We start from the raw sequence: 17406 nt of genomic DNA, 5'->3' as shown, positions 1-17406 counted from the left end.
TAACCCTAAGTTAAAATATGCATATTCATACTCTATTTGTATTTACTTTCAACCTCCTCGCGAATAAGATCTATTTGATATAGAAGTTCTTTTGATTTTATTGGTAAAGAAGAGTCATCACCATCAAAAGAAAGAACTGAGAAATAATCGAGTTGAATATTTATAAGTCTATCTATTATATCTCTTTCATTTATATTCCAATTAGCATCAAAAAAGTTTTTGAAAAACTCTATTTCTTCTTTTGTGAAAACATATTCATTTATTAATGCAAAACTATAAATATCAATCGTTTTTATGACATCGTTGTAAAATGGATTGTTTGAAGTTTTATTAACATTTTTTTTACACATCCAGTTTATCTCTCCTGAACCATTATAAACTTATGAAAAAGTTGTCCCACTTTGGGCGCAAACCCAGTAATGCCACCAATATGCTTCCTAGTATATCAAATGGGAAATGATGCCAACATAAAAACGCGATAAGCCTGTTAGAACGGCAAATAAGACCATAATCTATAATTCATTCACTTTCCCCATTTTTAAATATACATTAACCGTTTATCATTTTTTCCCTTTTTTTATTTCTCCAATTAAAAATTATATAAATTAGAGTTAATAAAATGGCTATAAAAATTACTGGTGTAACAAAGGGTCTTGCTGTACTATTAATGCTTTCCCAATTCGAGCCTAATTTCATTCCAAGATAAATGAACAAAATTGACCACGGAATAATGGCAAGTATGGTATAAATGCTGAATTTAGGAAAAGACATTTTTGCTATACCTGCAGGAATGGAGATCGCATGTCTAACCACAGGAATAAATCTTGCGGTAAAAATAACTCCTGAACCATATTTACTAAACCACTTCTGTGCCACTTCTATATGAGATGGTCGAATGAGAAGATATTTTCCGTATTTGTTAAGTATTGGTCGACCGCCATATCTTCCAATCCAATAGAGAAACCATTGGGCAAAAATACCACCAAGGGTACCTGCAGCAATTGCACCGATAAATGAGAGTTTCCCTGTTGAAATCAGGTATCCGCCATATGCTAATACAACTTCACTTGGAATAATTTCAATCATTAAGCCTACTGCAATCCCAAAATACCCCATATTAGAGAGCATATCAAAAATCGTTTGGATGAACTGTGACATAAATGTTAAACCTGCCTTTTCTCTATTAAATCCTCAATATCATATCTTTAACCGGCAATAAAAGCCAAATATAAATTTTTTTTAAATTCCACTTTCTACTTACAATTCATCTATTCTTACACATGACACCCTTCGGTTAGTTAGCTCTTTTAAAACTGTTTTTAATGCAAGAATGGTGTTCACCGGTGAATCTTGGTCAGCACCCAAGGTTTCACCACAAGTATGCAGAAGGACAACTTCCCCCATTTTAATATCCCTTAAAGGTTTTTAGGTTTTTTACATATTTATCCTTTACGCCTTATTAACCGAACATATACTTTACATCAACCCAATTGTTTTTTGCTTCTTTTGTATTCATAATTACTTCAACTGATGCAAATGCCGATTCTTTAGGATGAAACTGTCTTGTATTTTCTCTCATCTGTTGAAGCAGCTTTTTATCTCTCATTAAATTCGATAAAAATTCGATAAAATCTTGACTGCTTTCGGCTTGTACAGCCACTCCCGAACGTACTAAAAATTTCGCATTATCTTGTTCTTGTCCAGGTATCGGCTTATAAAGAAGCATCGGCAATTCCATGGCAATCGCTTCAAAGGTTGTCACTCCTCCTGGCTTTGTGATCATAAGGTCCGAAATAGCCATTAACTCGTGGATATAAGTAATATAACCAGTAAGATGGATGCGATGTTTGGAATCCTTAAGCTTTTCCTTCAACTCCATACGAAGCTTTTCATTATGTCCGCAGACAATGATTAATTGTAACGGATCCTTTAGAGAGTTAATTCCCTGAATGGTGGCATTACCTTCCCCTATCATGCCACAACCGCCCCCCATGATTAATAAGGTTGGCATTTGTGGATCTAAACCATACTTTCTAAATATTCTCTCCCTATTAAAGGAATGAGAAAATTGCTGCCGAATCGGAATCCCAGTTTCGGTAATTCGAGTGTCCTCAACGCCTAAATTAATTAGTGAATCACGAACAAGATTCGAACCTACCACATATTGATCAGTAAAAGGATATATCCAGCAGCTATGATCAGTATGATCGGTTATCGATGTTACAGTAGGAATATCGATCAAGCCATATGACTTTAATTTTGATATAACTGCTGCTGCCAGTGGGAACGTACTAACTACGACCGTCGGCTGTACTTGTTCAATTAACTTAAGCATCCGTCCGACTCCAGTGGACAAAATTGCCTTCATTGCATTGGACAATTTGTTCGCTCTCCTTGTTTTTTGATATATATAGCCATAGAGCTGCGGGAATTTTTTCACTCCGTGGAGGTAAATGAATCGGCTAAATTGTTTGGAGTAAGGATGGACACACTCCATAAAATCAAAAATAACAGGTTGCAGTGATGGATATCTAATTTGAATCGCGTCATGCAGGGCTTGTGCTACCTGGTTATGCCCATCTCCATAATTCCCGGTAAGAATGAGAATTTTTTCTTTATTCAATACGTTCATTTTCATCTCCACTTCCTTTACTATTTATTATCTATTGGTTCAGAGCCTATATGGCTGGTCAATTTTATTTACATTCTGTAAAGTTTGTGAAAGTAAAGTCATTACCTGTTATTATGGGGCGTATTGGACCTGCAGTTTGATAAAAATAATAGATAACAAAGCAAACCAATAATCCCAGGTCAAAAACAAGGATCGTCTTGAACGCGAGTGTAGGATCATTGAACCAAAATAAATTAAGGTTATGGTTAAATAAGCAATCTATGTAACGTATGGTACAACCATCCATTTCACAACAGGAATTGCCTTATCTAGACTAGTATTCAGAGTATGAACCCCACGTGGATTTAAATAGGGATAAACTAACATCATCAATGGTATACTCAACAAAAAACATTGCACACTCGCAATTTCCCAATTATTACACACCTATAGATTCCTCATCGTTCTTCTGTATGGTACAAAAAAAATCTTAAGGAAAAACACCATTCCTTCTGAAGATTTTCTGAATACAAAGGAGTTAAATCTTAAGAGAAACTTCAGAATTTGCAGTGTCTTTTCTTAAGAGGAATAGAGTAAACTTTAGGCATTAGAAAGGAGAGGTTCACGTGCAACAGGAAACCATTCTAATTATTGATGATGAAAAAGAAATACGTGATTTAATTGGAATATATCTTACGAATGAGGGTTATAACGTGCTGAAGGCTGCAGATGGAATAGAGGGGTTAGAATATCTTGAGGAATGTACGATTCATTTGGTCGTTTTAGATATCATGATGCCTCGATTAGATGGAATTCAAGCTTGTATGAAAATTAGAGAAAGCAGAAATCTACCTATTATTATGCTTTCTGCAAAATCACAGGATATGGATAAGATCATGGGCTTAACAACAGGAGCGGACGACTATGTAACCAAACCATTTCAACCTTTAGAATTGGTGGCCAGAGTTAAATCACAGCTTCGTCGTTATCTCCGGTTGAATCAAATGGATGGAAACCCACAGATAAATACAGCTCAACAAATGGATATCGTTTCAATAGAAGATCTTTTGATAAACATTTCTACACACGAGGTCATTGTAGAGGGAAGAGAAATAAAGCTGACCCCCAGGGAATTTGCAATCTTAGAGCTGTTAGCCCGCAACCCTGGTCACGTCTTCAGTACTGAAAAGATTTACGAACGGGTATGGAATGAACCATTTTATGAATCAGAAAATACTGTTATGGTTCATATCCGAAACTTGCGTGAGAAACTGGAAAACGTCCCCCGTCAGCCTCGCTATATTAAAACGGTTTGGGGGGTAGGATATAAAATTGAACCCTAACCAAAACTCTAAATCTGAAAAAAGGAACAGCTATATAGCTAAACTTGTGTACCTATTAAAAACCAATATTAGGTTACGGGTAATATGTGCGTTTGGATTCTGTATACTTTGTTCCTTACTCATTTTCTTCATTTCCAGCCCTTTCTTTGTGAGTCAGGATCGTCGCCTGGACTTTACTGAAGGTATTGTAACAATTGATGCACATGCTCGGGATATAGTTACACAGCTAAACCGTGTTGACCTAGATGTAAACGGGCTTGTAAAGGAATTAGGTAATAAAAATTCGGATTTCAGGGATAAGTATCTTAACCGTTCTATCCACACCTCTAAAAACAAAGAGGAGTGGATAGCAGTTTCATACAAAGGTCATTCAGTATACAGACTTACAAAAGGAGAGTTAATTCAATACTTAATTAACTTATCCACTAATCAAAACCATCTTGCTGCCTACATTACAGATTTGAGTGGGAAGATTTTGTACAGGTCTCCAGGAATGAATGAGTCTCAAGTAAATATCAAACATGTTAAGGCAGATGCTCAAAAGTCTATTATCCAGAAAGAACACGAAAATCTCACCGTTACACGCTTATATCCGATAATACTTGCTAATCGTCAAAGTTATTTAGTTATTCGTGGTATTCCTAATTCTACTCCCGTTTACATGAAGGAAACCGGAGTTACCCCTTATATTCTAGCTCTTGTTACATTTATACTATGTTTTTACCTGATAACCAAACGCAAAATGACCGAAATTGAGGATATTGCTTTAGGTTTAAGGGAAATAGCAAAAGGAAATTTAAACTATAGGATTCGAGAGAAAAGTTATGATGAGGTGGGTTCTCTTGCAACTAATATCAATTACATGGCATCAGAGTTAAATGAGATGATAGAACGGCAAAGACAAAATGAAAAATTAAAGGATGAACTAATAACCAATGTATCACATGATTTACGAACACCGCTAACCTCTATTATGGGTTATTTGACACTTGTAAAGGATGAACAATACAAGAATCAATCACAATTAGATGAATATGTGGATATCGCTTACGGAAAATCAGAACAATTAAAAAAATTAATTGAAGATTTATTTGACTTCACCCGTCTAACCCATGAGGGTGTACAGTTAAAAAAAGAAAAAGTAAGTTTAAATCAGATGATTAAACAGTTGATTGACGAACTTGATCCGATAGCTCGTGATAACAATGTAATGTTTAGCTGCAATCTTCCTAAAGAACAAATTTTAGTTGAAGTCGATCCTAATAAGTTGGTTCGAGCATTGGAGAACATACTAACGAATGCCATTAAATATAGCACTCCTCCTGGACACATACAGGTTAAAATGATCCAAAACGTAAAATCTGTTCAGATCAATGTATCAAATCCTTGTGAGTCTCTTTCAAAAGATAAAATCATTAGATTATTTGACAGGTTTTATCGAGTAGATACTTCACGATCTTCCCAAAAAGCGGGTACGGGTTTAGGATTAGCAATAACCAAATCTATAATTGAATTACATCATGGTTCTGTTCATGTCGAGTATGAAAATCAAAGGATTACACTGACTATTATTCTCCCTTATGAAGAAAGTAGAATTTAACCATATTTTCATTAAACTACTAACTGGTCTTATGTATATAGACACTTTCAACTTTGACATACTTATAGGCGACTTTATAAAAAATATACATTGCTGCCACAGGATTTCTAGAACAGGAAAAATATAAGGGCTGTCGAAATGACAGCCTTTAATTTTTTTCAGCACCTACTAACGTACCCATCATTTGTGTTTTCTGATTAAACACTCTTCACTAAATGGTGAAAATTTTTACCTTCCCCTTGTGGCAGTTTGTATATCCATATATAAAGCGTTCCATCGAATCATGAGGTTTGGCAGAACCGCTTCCGTACGTCCCACCTGCTCACCCGACTTGCTGATAACAGTGAATCTTGTACGTTCGGTTTTTAACGTAATCCCATTCTGTTTGCCCCAAGAGATTGTCACTTCAGTTCTATGCCGAGATACGGCAACCTCATAGTTAAATTTGAGTTCCATTTAAAAAGGAACCGCGATTGGCGGTTCCTAAGATTATTATTTATTTGCTGCGTTTATGGTACTAAGTGAATGGTTAAGTGCTGTCTTACACTTTTTTACATCAGGATTTGATGAACGAACGGCTGCTAATACATTGTCAATTGTTCCATCAATTTTTGTCCATGTTGTGCTATCAATTTTTCGAAGCTTAGGTTCTTGTGTATCCCACTGATGTTCCAAATTATCGGCGCCTTTTTTTGCTGATGCAAAGTCGTTTTTATTTACAGCGTTTAACATATCATTTTCAATTTTAACAAAATCATTTAATTGACCAGCTAATGTCGTTTGTGAGGCACCAGATGTTGATTTATTTGCGCCTTTTAAGACACTAAGTGACTTAGTAAGTGCTGTTTTGCTTTGATTAACATCAGGTTTTGAAGAACGAACCGCTGCTAATACATTGTCAATTGTTCCATCAATTTTTGTCCATGTTGTGCTATCAATTTTTCGAAGCTTAGGTTCTTGTGTATCCCACTGATGTTCCAAATTATCGGCGCCTTTTTTTGCTGATGCAAAGTCGTTTTTATTTACATCGTTTAACATATCATTTTCAATTTTAACAAAATCATTTAATTGACCAGCTAATGTAGTTTGCTCTGAAGCACCGTGTGATGCAAGATTATTACTGCGCCAGTTATACCCACCTATACCAACAGTTAAGAAAATGATGATTACAACAATGGTTTGTGTTAACACATTTTTCTTACTTGCATTCCTTTGGTTTGTTTCCGCTATATCACTTTTAGCATTTGCATCAATTTTTGAAATAGCAAGGAAAACAATGATGGCTAAAATAGCGATAAGAAAAATCACACTCGTAACGGTTGTCCCAAGTCCTAATCCGCCATTTACTTTTGATTGGGATAGGTAATCTCCAAGTGACGCTCCAAGCGGACGAGTTAATATATACGCAATCCAGAAAGCTAATACTCCGTCAAGTCTCAAATATTTATAAGCTAAGAACACAAGAGCAATAATAATAACAACGCCTACTCCTGTGTAAAGATAACCAAAACCAAGTTGTTCGGAAAATAAATCGCCGACCGCTGTTCCAAGTGCAAAGGTGAACAGGATCGTTAGCCAATAAAAAACTTCTCTTTTTTTAGTGAAAATGGTGTGGATCGATAGTGTTTTTTCACTAAGATACCAAAATAGAAAAGTCAGTCCTAGTAGCACGGAGAAAACTGCTGTACTAACCTCAAGTGGTACGCCCATATTATCTGTCAAATTATCCGTAACCAGTGTTCCAAAAACGCTTATAAGAACAACTGTTATCCAGTAAATGGCTGGAACATATTTGTTTGCTTTAAATTGAAAAAACAATGCAATAAAAAACGCAGCACCCATAATAATGGTAGTAAGAGTTAGACCAAGTCCAAGGTTTAAATTGATGAAATCAGCAAATGTTTCACCAACTGTGGTACACAAAACTTTGATGATCCAAAAGAAAATCGTCACTTGTGGCACTTTGTTAAGTAAGAGTTTCGTTTTATTTTGATTTTCTTGCATATTTAAGTTCCTTTCTTTATGTGGTTTCCATCCATCTCATATTTTAATTCCGAGATGATGTTATTCAATCTTTATTATATTAGGAATTGAAGGGCTATTTATTAAAAACTGATTAAAGTTAACTTATATATATATTAAAAGTTAGATGCATTTTCTTAAAATGTTCGTCTGTTTTTACAAAATTGTAAAACCTCCCTTCGAAAAGTTCTGTAGAAAAACACTAAAAGTAAAGCTTTCTGGACCCTCTGGTGGATAATGGGGACCTGCGTAGGTGTCATACCTAACCTTATCGTCAAATTGACCAAATCCATCTTTTTTTCGCTTAACTTCTAAATTTTTGCATTCCATAATTATAACTGCGAGTTGGATATATACTTATCTTTTATTGCTTCCTGTGCATAAGAGTTTAATAAACCAATAAAGAATCATAAAAATCAGATGTTTTTTTCGATATTATGATTACTTTCAACAAATACTTGTACAATAGAACACCCTTATTGGTTTTCTCATTCTTCATTAACAGCTTATCTATAGAATCTAACTGGCTGTCCTGATTTTTGCTAGTTGCTTTACTGTCACTTTCAAAAGTATTTTTAATAGTGCTGGCTGTTTGATTTCTAGTTTCTATCATTTGGATATTTTCAACACTTTCCTTATTGCTTTTTTTATTACTAGTATCTGCCGTGGAGTTATACATTCAATCAGCTTGTCAGGGTAGTACCACAGCACTTGAAAAAGCAAGCCAAAGAAAACGAGTAAATGTTATTGTAAGTTTACCCAAAACACAATATTATATTAATTCCCCTCATCAAGCTCTAAATTTTGATAATCCTTCTATTACTGACCTGTTCTTTTAGGCTAACAAGAAAAGGCCGCCTTAGCAGCCAAAATGTTCTTCAACTAAACCAGGCTAATAGGAGTCAAGCACTTCTTATTAAAATATGTTTTCTTCCGTGTTATACTTTTTGAAGACACGCCAAATAACCCTCCAAATATTAATAGGAAGGTTTTTCATAAGATGCTTTTTCTTGTGGGCTAAGCCAAGTCTAGAAACTGCTCATTCCTTGTTAGGATTGCATAAATCCAGTGTAAAAGTTTGTTTACATGAGCAATCATCGCTACTTTTGTAGGCTTTCCTTCATTTTTTTTGCTACCATAATACTATTAGCTTCTTGTTACTGGAGCTTCTTATCCCGCATAATACGGCCATATACAGAGCGTGCCGTAAGCGGCTGGAGCCTCTTTTGGTAATATGATTGATCGTAGCCGTGAATTTACCCGATGAATGGACACTAGGATCGATTCTTGCATATGCTACAAGTTTTTTGGGGTGATTAAACCGGTCAATTTCCCCGATTTCGGAATAATCGTTGCCGCGATTTTTCCTCCTATCCCGGGAATGGATTTGATAATTTTATATTCTTCAACTTCATCTGCCAGGGCATCGATCTTCTCCTCTAAACTAGATAGGTGTTCCTGGTATTGAAGAAGGATTGAGATATACATATCCAAACTTAACAAGTGGCTTTGATATAAACCTTGTTGGAAAGGATTTCGCACAGCCGAAGCCACCAGCTTAGCTGCCTTCTCCCTGATCCAGCTCCCTGACCGTTTTACACGCATTTTCTCCATTCGCTCCACGATCTTTGTTTCCCTGCCATAAGTACATCTTCAAATGTTGGGAATTCCTTCAATAAATGAAGAGACACTTTTGAAAATAAATCACCAAAGACTCCTCTATACTCAGGAAAAACTTGATCAAGAATCGTATGGAATTGAAGTTTCGCCTGAACATATAGATTCGTAACCGTTTCGTGCTGACTTGATAAGGTTCTCAAATTTAGAAGTCTTACTCCCCTTTCTTATGAGGCTCAAAGCACAAAGAGAAGATAGACATTTATGGCATCTGTCTTTACCTTCCTAAGTTTTACTAAGACATAAAGATATATTGATTGTCCTCAAGACATTGAATAATTGGTGTATGGTAATTTCGTGTAGATTCAAGTATGACAGCTGGCCAAACGCCAGTCTTTTTCAATAATAGGTCCTATAAAAAAAGAGCAACCAGTAAAACCTGGTTAACTCTATAATTCGAACGCACCCTCTACTTAAATAAGCAATGTTAATTACAATGTATTTCCTTCCTAGCTTTTTCAATAATCTTTTTTATAAATGGTTCTTTTTTCTTTGTATAGGTAGGTCTATCGAACTACCGTGTATTGGGTCAATTTATAGATAATAAAACTTTGTTATGTTCGGATAACGCACTAATTATAAAAAGTTTGCAGATGAAAAAGGGATAAAGCACGAAATTGTAAATATTCGTAAGGGAATTTACGTCAAGAAGTCAATTTACCATATCCAACACGTCAATGCTTATCACGCTCAACTCAAGAAATTTATGCAAAGGTTTCAAGGTGTGGCAACCAAGTACTTGGATAACTATCTTTTCTGGTTCAAATTTATTAATCAAACAAAAACTATTGCCAATTTAACGGGTAAAACAGTTACTATTAGGTTCTTGCCGGAATTCAAAACATTTTACAGTTGCAATGTTAAGGCTAGCCTAAAAAAATCTGTTTCGAATGGATTCTTTGTTGTGCAAAAATTCGAATCAAACCGGCAACCTCTTTAAGGGCTTATGTTAAAATGAAGAATAATGGAAATAATCTTCTTTAACTAACGAGGCAGTAATGTTGAAAAATGATTCAATTAAGATGATGGGAAAAATTAAAGTAGAGCAAGTAGGTGAATTCATTGGAAAATAAAAAAAATCCGTATATTACTTTTGGTGCTCAGATTGGAGGCGCTAAAGCAGATAAAGTAGTATCGCCTCATTTGCAGGAATTAAAACAGTTGTTATATAAGCATTGTGACAATATTTATTGTAAAGAAGTAAAGGGATTTGCACCGATACTACGCGTTGACGGTGATATTGATTACTGGGACACAGAAGGATGCGAGAGGTTAAGGCTTAGTAAGAGATATGGATATGTAACAATAGATGTATATATGCCCCGCTCAAGATGGGAAGGGATTGAAGTAATAGACATAAGAAAATACCTTATATGTAATTTGAAGGATGCTTTACAACTTATGATAAATCGGTTAAAGAAAGAAAAATATGTTGTAAACGATAAGGAGTTATGGGCTGACTTTAGTAAGGTAGAAGAAGCCTTCTTATTAAAGTAACGGGTGCGATGATCCTGGAAGGATATCCGCCCTTTTTTGTTTAATTCCTTATTGAACAAACTGGGCAGGTTAGTGTAACAAGGGATTATGGTAAAATGAGGGTGCTTTAACAAAATCTAAGCTATAAGACTGATTAGCAACCAGTCGTGATAATATTGATTATTGAAATCGAAGGTTTTTCAATTCATGTTCTACTTATTGGGAAAAAGTGTTCCAAACAACAGTTAAAACAAAAATATCTGCAAGCAAAAGAATTAACGTATGAGATAAAACACCTTCCCAATGTGTTTTGCAGACTTCACAATTTTGAACAAATCCCTTATGAAAGTGATAGAGGGTTGATTTTGTTATCGATATTGATACAGAGAGAATTTATTCACCTTCGTATTGAGCTAACGGGTGCTAGTTGAAGAAGCGAATCCTTAAATAACAAAAACTCGCAATTTTCTAATGCGAGTTTTCTTTGTTTTAGACTTTATGGTATAGCAACAATATTTGCGAAAACAGGGTATTGTTTATTCTATTTAATGAGACATTCCTTCATAGTACTTGCATCTCTTAAAAGAGTACTCTGGTTAGTAGAAGGCTTCATTTAGCACTTTAAATAAATGGTAACTCAGGGAAATAAAAGTTTGATGTATTCTCCACTCCTCTTTTTCACATTTTAATATCGGGGTTGTTTATTAATAATTCCTAAATTTAACTAGGAGGTGGATTCTTATGAACGGTAACATGAATGCTGTTCAGCTATTAAATCAGTGCCGCCAGCTTGCCAATCAATTAATTCAACAGACTCAGCAAAGCAACCAAATGTATCAGCAGATGCTTCATCAGGAACAGCAGAACGCGCAGATGCTTCAACAGATGGCGTCACGAGAAGAACAGGCAGTCCGCACCATCCAGCAGTCACTTCAGGGTCATCAGGTAGCCATTCAAAAATGTGAACAGATTTTAAATATGTGTAATCAGCTTCAACGTGAAATAAACGGGCAGTCTGGCATGATCGGAATGGGAATGCAGACAGCCAATACATTTTCTCCATTTTCACAATACCAACAATAAGAGTTCAACTAGTTTTGGCCGGTTTTCATAAGCTGTCGAGAATCTCTCGACAGCTTTTATTCCCTGCTCAGCAAAAGAAAATGTTATCCATTAACGGGCCCTGGTACTATCCTGTAAATCATTTTATTAAACGATTGGATGGTATATGGGGAAAGCTATGTTTATTTATGTTGAGATAGAACTCTTTTCTATAATTTTGTTAAGATTATTATCGGGAAGAATTGAAACAATCGTTTTCCACAAATAGTTTATCTTTTAAAGTTAATGGATTGTCTTGAGGATCACGGATGCAGCCACGTTGTAACGGGGAGCACCAGCTTTTATCTTCTAGTGAATGATCCTATAAATCCATTAACTTCTCTGCTCATCTCCTTAGAACGTGTCCAATGAAAATAATGATGCCCCTCTAATGTAAAAATTTTACTAGCAGGGGAATTAGTTAATTGTGTCTTATAAAAGCTCACTTTGTTTCTACCTTTCTTTGTTTCCTTTTCTCTTTTTGGAGTGAAGAATAAAACCGGCGTTTCAGATGGGAATTTCATATCAATTGTTTTGTCAATATTATACTTGATTTCATTAGCTTCATTAACAACGTCTTTGTTATAACCCTTCCAAGCGGAGATAGCCTTGGTCATTTTTACATTTTCATCGGAATATGCACCTTCATCCGCAATAGGTAAAAACCTTTAGGATTCAAATATAGTGCCATCTTTGCAATTTCTGTAGGGGCTGCAAAACGTAAAATCTTAGGCAGGTTATCTAAGGGATTTTTAAAAAATCAGACGTCACATATTTCATATCCACTGACAATTTTCATTGGAAAAGTTCTTGATACCCTTCAGAGGTCTTCACTACCTGTATCATCTGCTTTGCCAGAAGCGTCATTTCTTGTCCATCCGTACTCTTGTCGCAATCAGCCCACTGGTAGGTTTGTTTACTATCATTGATCCACACACTTAAATCATATTTTATTTTTGGAGATTGGCATGAATCGGTCAGCCTTTTTGCTTCCAGGTAATTGGACAAAATCATTTTTTTGTAGATGGTCGTGCGTTCGGTTTTTGTCAGTACGAGGTTATTTTGAGTCACGATAATTCCGCTGCTCTCGCGGATTTTAAGTAGATGGCGGTTGGTATCGATTTCATTTTCGAGTTGTTTTCCATATTTGAAGTGGAAGTCAAACCGGTCTTGGGCCTCAACGTCATAGTCAATGCGAAGAAGCTCAATATTTTCCTTTTCTTTGCCGCAGCCAGAGAGAGTATAGGTGATCGCCGCAGCTCCTTCCATGTGAGAGATACCCTTACATTTGTATGTCTCCTTGCCGCCTCCATACTGATCGTAAGTAGAGTCGATGAGAAGCTTGATGGAATTCCCGTCAAAATCCAGGTCATGCAAAATCGGATCCCCCTCTGTCGTGTATCGGACCAGACGGACCTCTTTCCTTTTGTTTTCGTTTACATCAGCAACAAAATCATCGAGCGCATGCAGGTTTTCGATTTCTCCGTGTGCATCAACAATGTCGGTGTTGGCTGGTTTATAATGGCCGCTGAAGCATCCAGACAAGATCATGATGACTGCGGCCAGAAAAAAGAGCTTTCGAATCAATCGTTCATCTCCCCTGCTTTGTAAGGTTTAAGAAAACTTTGTTTGTCATTTTAGCAGTAACCGGTCTGCAAAAATCCTTTCTAACTATCTCTAAATTATACCATTTATATCCAAATAGGAGTGTGAGTTCTTGATATTATTCAGCCAGATTTAGCTGCCATGACACTCCAAAACAATCATTGATCCATCCGAATTTCTTACTGAATCCATAATCGCCTAATGGCATCAGTGTTTGCCCGCCTTCTTTCAGTTTCTGATACAACTCATCAGTTTCTTTTTCACTATCACACTTAATAAATAGGGAGAACGAAGGTGTAAAGGAAAACTCATGTTTCACATGACTGTCAATGCACATGAATTCCTGGCCTTTTAAGGTGAAAGCTGCCTGCATGACAGTCCCTTCATCCCCGCTGTCATTTGCACCATATCGAACAATATGTAAGATTGCTGAATCCTCAATCAGAGATGTGTAATAATTCATGGCTTCTTCTGCTTTGCCATCTTGAAACATTAAAAAGGGTGTGACCTTTCCCATTTTAAATCGACTCCTTTTAGTATCAAATTTTTTAAGTGTTCATTATTAACTCTCTTGTCCTAGGGTTAAATAAATTGTAAAAGAGAGTTTATTCAGTATCCCTATTTCAACAGTAAGTGTATAAATTCCTTGTTCAACAAAACTGTCTACCTGAATAAAAGTTAGTATAAAGGGTAGTATACCTCTATAAACCATAATGAGGTGATAGGAATGTCTATGATAAAACAAGAAGAATTGGAGACATTAAGAGAGTTAATCAAAGACATAGATACGGCTATGCTGACTACGGTAACCGATGAAGGCCTTGTGTCTCGTCCTATGAAAACACAGGAAGTAGAGTTTGATGGTGACTTATATTTTTTCACTAAAAAAGAGACTAATAAATATGAAGAAATCAAACACGATCAAGACGTGAATGTGTCTTATGCAGGCAAATCCTATGTTTCTGTCCGCGGAAGAGCGGAAATAGTCGAAGACCTTAACAAGAAGAAGGAACTGTGGAGCAAAGCTTATGAGACCATCATGCAGACTTCTTATGATGATCCGAACGTTGTCCTGATCAAGATAAAAGCTGAAGCAGCCGAATATTGGGATAGCGGTAATTTTGTGAAGAAAATCGCCTTCCTCTATAAACGGATGACAGGACAAGATTCAAAATCGGCAGATGTGAATGAAACGGTTGAATTGAAAAATTAATTTACAATAGAGATGGATTGTCCGGATCCCGGGCAATCCATTTTGCAGTGTTCGATTTGTTCAAACAGTAGCTCTTTCCTTTATGTAATGTTCGATAAACCCTCTATACTCGTCTGTTAGTTCACCTGGTAGCTCATTCAAAGAAAAATACTGCATTTTTTCCGACTCGTTATAGTCAATCTTCACATCACCGCTTACATCATTTGTATAATAAACCGCTGTTACCGAATAAGTTCGTCACCATTTGAAACTTTGATGTAATAGTCGGAACCGGAGAATTCATTCAGCAGTACTGGTCTATGTCCTACATACTGTCTTAAATACTTATAATATTCCATTTATACTCTCCTTTTTGATTCTAGTAGTTTAGTATACAAAGCTGAATCATATCATCAAACCATTTAAGAAGACGTTAATGACAGGAATTCTTCCACATCTGCCACACATATTTCCATTCCTTTTTCCCAGAATTCCTCTAACGAACTATCTTCTCCTAAATGTTTCATAACCAAATCTTCCACAGACATACTTCCTGAATCTCGTAGTAAATTCATATAATCCTTCTCAAACTCTTTCCCTTTTTCCTTTGCCTTTGCATAAAGGACTAAAGCAAACAAATACCCAAATGTATAGGGGAAATTATAAAAGGGAGACTGTGTAATATAGTAGTGCGGAGTCCAGGCCCAAGAATGAACCGAGGGCTCTTCCAGGGAGCCGGCATATGCCTCCTGTATGGATCCCTCCATTAATGAATTCAGCCGGTCAGCTGAAACTATACCTTCAAGTCGTTCCTCGTATAATCTCTGTTCAAATAAGAATCTAGAATGAATATTCATAAAGTTCATCACACTGCGTTTTAGTTTTTCATCCAGAATAAATAATTTTTCTTCTTTTGAATCAGCCTTTTTCATAGCTGCATCAAAGATGATCATTTCGGAAAAGGTTGAAGCTGTTTCAGCCATGCTTAGCGGATATCGCTTGTTCACCCCATTAACCGATTTCATAGCATGATTATGGAATGCATGCCCCAGTTCATGAACAAGAGTTAATACATTTAAAAAAGTATCACTGAATGTCATAAATACCCTTGATTCACCAGTTAAAGGAAAACCAGCACAAATGGGAACTGCGGACTTATTTGGACGATTTTCCGCCTCGATCCAGCCTTCCTCGAAAGCCTGCCTGACGAACCCTTCTAATTCACTGCCAAACTGGCTGAAGTGTTCTGTTATAAGTCCAGATGCTTCCTCGAATGTGATCTGAGAATTGCTTTTTGTCAGGGGGGCCCAAAAGTTATAAGCCTTCATACCGCTCGTGCCCATCATTTCAGCCTTCCGCTTTAAGTAATCCGAAAAAGGCTGTTTATATTTACAGATGACCTTCCACATCACATTAAGTGTTTCTTCCTTCATTCTATTCTTTTTCAAAGGCTCTTCTAAAGCATTTCTTATCCCCTGTCTTTGATTGACTTGTATTCGAAAGCCTGTAATCGAATTTATGATTTGGCTAAAAAGTTCTTCTTTCTCTGTCCATAAAGTTTCTAATGCATCATGAGCTTTCTTACGCACTTCTTCGTTATGGTCCGCCCGCAAGTTAATCGCCTGTCCGACTGAAAAATGCTCTTCTTTTCCATTCAAATGTATATGTACTTTCAAACTGCTTACGAGAGTATTATAGAAAGATCCCCAGGCTTGGTATCCATCTGGCATTAAATCTGAAATTAGATGCAGCTCTCCTTCTGATAAATTCCCGTCAATATTTTCACGCAATTCATTAAGAATATAGGCATATTCCTGCAAATCTTCGGTTTCTAGCATACCTTCCCAAACATCTTCCTTTATATTGACAAGGAGCTTCTTTACTTTCGATAATTCTTTTTCAAAAAAGGCTTCCACTTTGAGAACTTTCCCCCGCCATTTCGAAGCATCTTGATTCTTAGGATTTTCTGCAAGGAGACAGGTGATAAACGAAGCAGCTTGAGTTAAGTACAAGCGAATGGTTCCGATGTTTTCTACTAAATGGAGTACTTGATCAAATGCATCCGTTGAAAGTGGGGGAATAAATGAACGAATTCGTTCCTCTAATTCCTGCAGGAGGGTTTCTACTCTATTAATATGGTTGATAAATGGCTCTGATTGGCTGCCTCCCATGAAAACGCTGTCTAAATTCCATACTTTTGAATACCTGACTTTCTCCATTTGCTTACATCCTCTCTTATGAATACTGACCGAACGTATATTCTTATATTACCATAAATTAGAGGAAGGGAGTGATGAATATTTATAAATAGTTATAAATCCATTTTTCAATAAAGAGGGTGGCAGCACAGGCCACTTTTCTTGAACTATCCAAAGATGACCAATCTAAGCAGCATAGAAAGCATAACTAGAATGGAAACGAATGCCATTATAAAAAGAACACTCATCGCGTAGTGGGTCTCTCTCTGAAACGCTTCGATTATCATTCCAACTAGGGGAGGATAAATAAAAGGATCATCAGCAAAACACTAAACGGAAAACCAAGTATGTCAAAATCTTTATACAATGAGGTAAAAATCATTAATAGAATAAGGAACCCCAATACTAATAAGATCCACCGCATATTCTTTTTCAAGAATTTACTGTTCACTCGATCATCTCCTTTTAAAGAGATATACCCGAGAGATGCAAATTATTAACATTTTATTCCATATTTCTAAAATCCATGCTGAAGATATCTTCTTGTTAAACTAGCTAAATAAACATCTTTTTTTCATTAG

Annotated in this window: 14 protein-coding genes and 2 pseudogenes; 6 read left to right on the top strand and 10 right to left on the bottom strand. The window is 36.1% G+C overall.

All coding sequences use genetic code 11. The features are described from left to right. Positions 1 to 32 precede the first annotated feature (32 nt). From H539_RS0122275 to H539_RS0122265, 3 genes are all read right to left on the bottom strand, one after another. Positions 33 to 350, bottom strand: a complete 318-nt coding sequence (locus H539_RS0122275; RefSeq protein WP_026695362.1) for a hypothetical protein — start codon at positions 348 to 350, stop codon at positions 33 to 35. Positions 351 to 549: 199 nt separating this feature from the next. After that, complete coding sequence (uptA, locus tag H539_RS0122270; protein ID WP_026695361.1) at positions 550 to 1158, bottom strand: undecaprenyl phosphate transporter UptA; 609 nt, start codon at positions 1156 to 1158, stop codon at positions 550 to 552. A 301-nt stretch (positions 1159 to 1459) separates the two neighbouring features. Then, positions 1460 to 2638, bottom strand: a complete 1179-nt coding sequence (locus H539_RS0122265) for an MGDG synthase family glycosyltransferase (protein WP_245602237.1) — start codon at positions 2636 to 2638, stop codon at positions 1460 to 1462. A 599-nt stretch (positions 2639 to 3237) separates the two neighbouring features. On the opposite strand from H539_RS0122265, the gene H539_RS0122260 reads away from it, so the two are divergent. Further along, a complete protein-coding gene (locus H539_RS0122260) occupies positions 3238 to 3954 on the top strand; it encodes a response regulator transcription factor (RefSeq protein WP_026695359.1) in 717 nt (238 codons plus the stop codon). After that, the gene (locus H539_RS29405; protein ID WP_051348742.1) at positions 3944 to 5554 is read left to right on the top strand and encodes a sensor histidine kinase; all 1611 of its coding nucleotides are present in this window, start codon (positions 3944 to 3946) and stop codon (positions 5552 to 5554) included. Before H539_RS0122260 ends, H539_RS29405 begins: the two co-directional genes overlap by 11 nt. A gap of 228 nt (positions 5555 to 5782) precedes the next feature. Here the strand turns inward: H539_RS29405 and H539_RS31770 are convergent, their stop codons facing one another. The 3 genes and pseudogenes from H539_RS31770 to H539_RS29400 form a co-directional block, all read right to left on the bottom strand. Then, the gene (locus tag H539_RS31770; RefSeq protein WP_155890208.1) at positions 5783 to 6010 is read right to left on the bottom strand and encodes a hypothetical protein; all 228 of its coding nucleotides are present in this window, start codon (positions 6008 to 6010) and stop codon (positions 5783 to 5785) included. A 36-nt stretch (positions 6011 to 6046) separates the two neighbouring features. Next, positions 6047 to 7558, bottom strand: a complete 1512-nt coding sequence (locus H539_RS0122250) for a COG4705 family protein (protein WP_026695358.1) — start codon at positions 7556 to 7558, stop codon at positions 6047 to 6049. A gap of 1035 nt (positions 7559 to 8593) precedes the next feature. Then, positions 8594 to 9587, bottom strand: a pseudogene (locus H539_RS29400) (IS110 family RNA-guided transposase); the annotation flags it as partial. Between the two features lie 184 nt (positions 9588 to 9771). On the opposite strand from H539_RS29400, the pseudogene H539_RS32475 reads away from it, so the two are divergent. The 3 genes and pseudogenes from H539_RS32475 to H539_RS0122225 all read left to right on the top strand — a co-directional run. Continuing rightward, positions 9772 to 10128 (top strand): annotated as a pseudogene (locus tag H539_RS32475) (IS1595 family transposase); the annotation flags it as partial. 187 nt (positions 10129 to 10315) lie between these two features. Continuing rightward, a complete protein-coding gene (locus H539_RS0122230; protein ID WP_026695354.1) occupies positions 10316 to 10750 on the top strand; it encodes a hypothetical protein in 435 nt (144 codons plus the stop codon). A gap of 720 nt (positions 10751 to 11470) precedes the next feature. Beyond that, the gene (locus tag H539_RS0122225; RefSeq protein WP_026695353.1) at positions 11471 to 11812 is read left to right on the top strand and encodes a hypothetical protein; all 342 of its coding nucleotides are present in this window, start codon (positions 11471 to 11473) and stop codon (positions 11810 to 11812) included. A 320-nt stretch (positions 11813 to 12132) separates the two neighbouring features. Here H539_RS0122225 and H539_RS29395 read toward each other — a convergent pair whose 3' ends face one another. The 3 genes from H539_RS29395 to H539_RS0122210 all read right to left on the bottom strand — a co-directional run bounded on the left by H539_RS29395 (position 12133) and on the right by H539_RS0122210 (position 13952). Further along, positions 12133 to 12447, bottom strand: a complete 315-nt coding sequence (locus tag H539_RS29395) for a hypothetical protein (protein ID WP_026695352.1) — start codon at positions 12445 to 12447, stop codon at positions 12133 to 12135. Positions 12448 to 12625: 178 nt separating this feature from the next. After that, entirely contained in the window at positions 12626 to 13417 is a 792-nt protein-coding gene (locus H539_RS30320) for a DUF4362 domain-containing protein (protein ID WP_051348741.1), read from the bottom strand. Positions 13418 to 13553: 136 nt separating this feature from the next. Beyond that, a complete protein-coding gene (locus H539_RS0122210; protein ID WP_026695351.1) occupies positions 13554 to 13952 on the bottom strand; it encodes a VOC family protein in 399 nt (132 codons plus the stop codon). A 216-nt stretch (positions 13953 to 14168) separates the two neighbouring features. On the opposite strand from H539_RS0122210, the gene H539_RS0122205 reads away from it, so the two are divergent. Beyond that, positions 14169 to 14648, top strand: coding sequence for a pyridoxamine 5'-phosphate oxidase family protein (locus H539_RS0122205; RefSeq protein ID WP_425414761.1), 480 nt, complete (start codon positions 14169 to 14171; stop codon positions 14646 to 14648). A gap of 401 nt (positions 14649 to 15049) precedes the next feature. Here H539_RS0122205 and H539_RS0122195 read toward each other — a convergent pair whose 3' ends face one another. Then, complete coding sequence (locus H539_RS0122195; protein WP_026695349.1) at positions 15050 to 16846, bottom strand: M3 family oligoendopeptidase; 1797 nt, start codon at positions 16844 to 16846, stop codon at positions 15050 to 15052. Between the last annotated feature and the right edge of the window lie 560 nt (positions 16847 to 17406).

This window comes from Peribacillus kribbensis DSM 17871, from assembly GCF_000430765.1.
Classification (GTDB): domain Bacteria; phylum Bacillota; class Bacilli; order Bacillales; family DSM-1321; genus Paraperibacillus; species Paraperibacillus kribbensis.
Note: the sequence above shows the minus strand (reverse complement) of the source record. Positions and strands in the feature narration are given on the sequence as shown.

Excerpts from the sequence above, each read along its gene's own strand:
- H539_RS0122195 (WP_026695349.1), bottom strand. The coding sequence starts at position 16,846 with ATGGAGAAAGTCAGGTATTCAAAAGTATGGAATTTAGACAGCGTTTTC.
- H539_RS0122275 (WP_026695362.1), bottom strand. The coding sequence starts at position 350 with ATGTGTAAAAAAAATGTTAATAAAACTTCAAACAATCCATTTTACAAC.
- H539_RS0122210 (WP_026695351.1), bottom strand. The coding sequence starts at position 13,952 with ATGGGAAAGGTCACACCCTTTTTAATGTTTCAAGATGGCAAAGCAGAA.
- H539_RS0122250 (WP_026695358.1), bottom strand. The coding sequence starts at position 7,558 with ATGCAAGAAAATCAAAATAAAACGAAACTCTTACTTAACAAAGTGCCA.
- uptA (WP_026695361.1), bottom strand. The coding sequence starts at position 1,158 with ATGTCACAGTTCATCCAAACGATTTTTGATATGCTCTCTAATATGGGG.
- H539_RS0122265 (WP_245602237.1), bottom strand. The coding sequence starts at position 2,638 with ATGAAAATGAACGTATTGAATAAAGAAAAAATTCTCATTCTTACCGGG.
- H539_RS0122205 (WP_425414761.1), top strand. The coding sequence starts at position 14,169 with ATGATAAAACAAGAAGAATTGGAGACATTAAGAGAGTTAATCAAAGAC.
- H539_RS31770 (WP_155890208.1), bottom strand. The coding sequence starts at position 6,010 with ATGGAACTCAAATTTAACTATGAGGTTGCCGTATCTCGGCATAGAACT.
- H539_RS29395 (WP_026695352.1), bottom strand. The coding sequence starts at position 12,447 with ATGACCAAGGCTATCTCCGCTTGGAAGGGTTATAACAAAGACGTTGTT.
- H539_RS0122225 (WP_026695353.1), top strand. The coding sequence starts at position 11,471 with ATGAACGGTAACATGAATGCTGTTCAGCTATTAAATCAGTGCCGCCAG.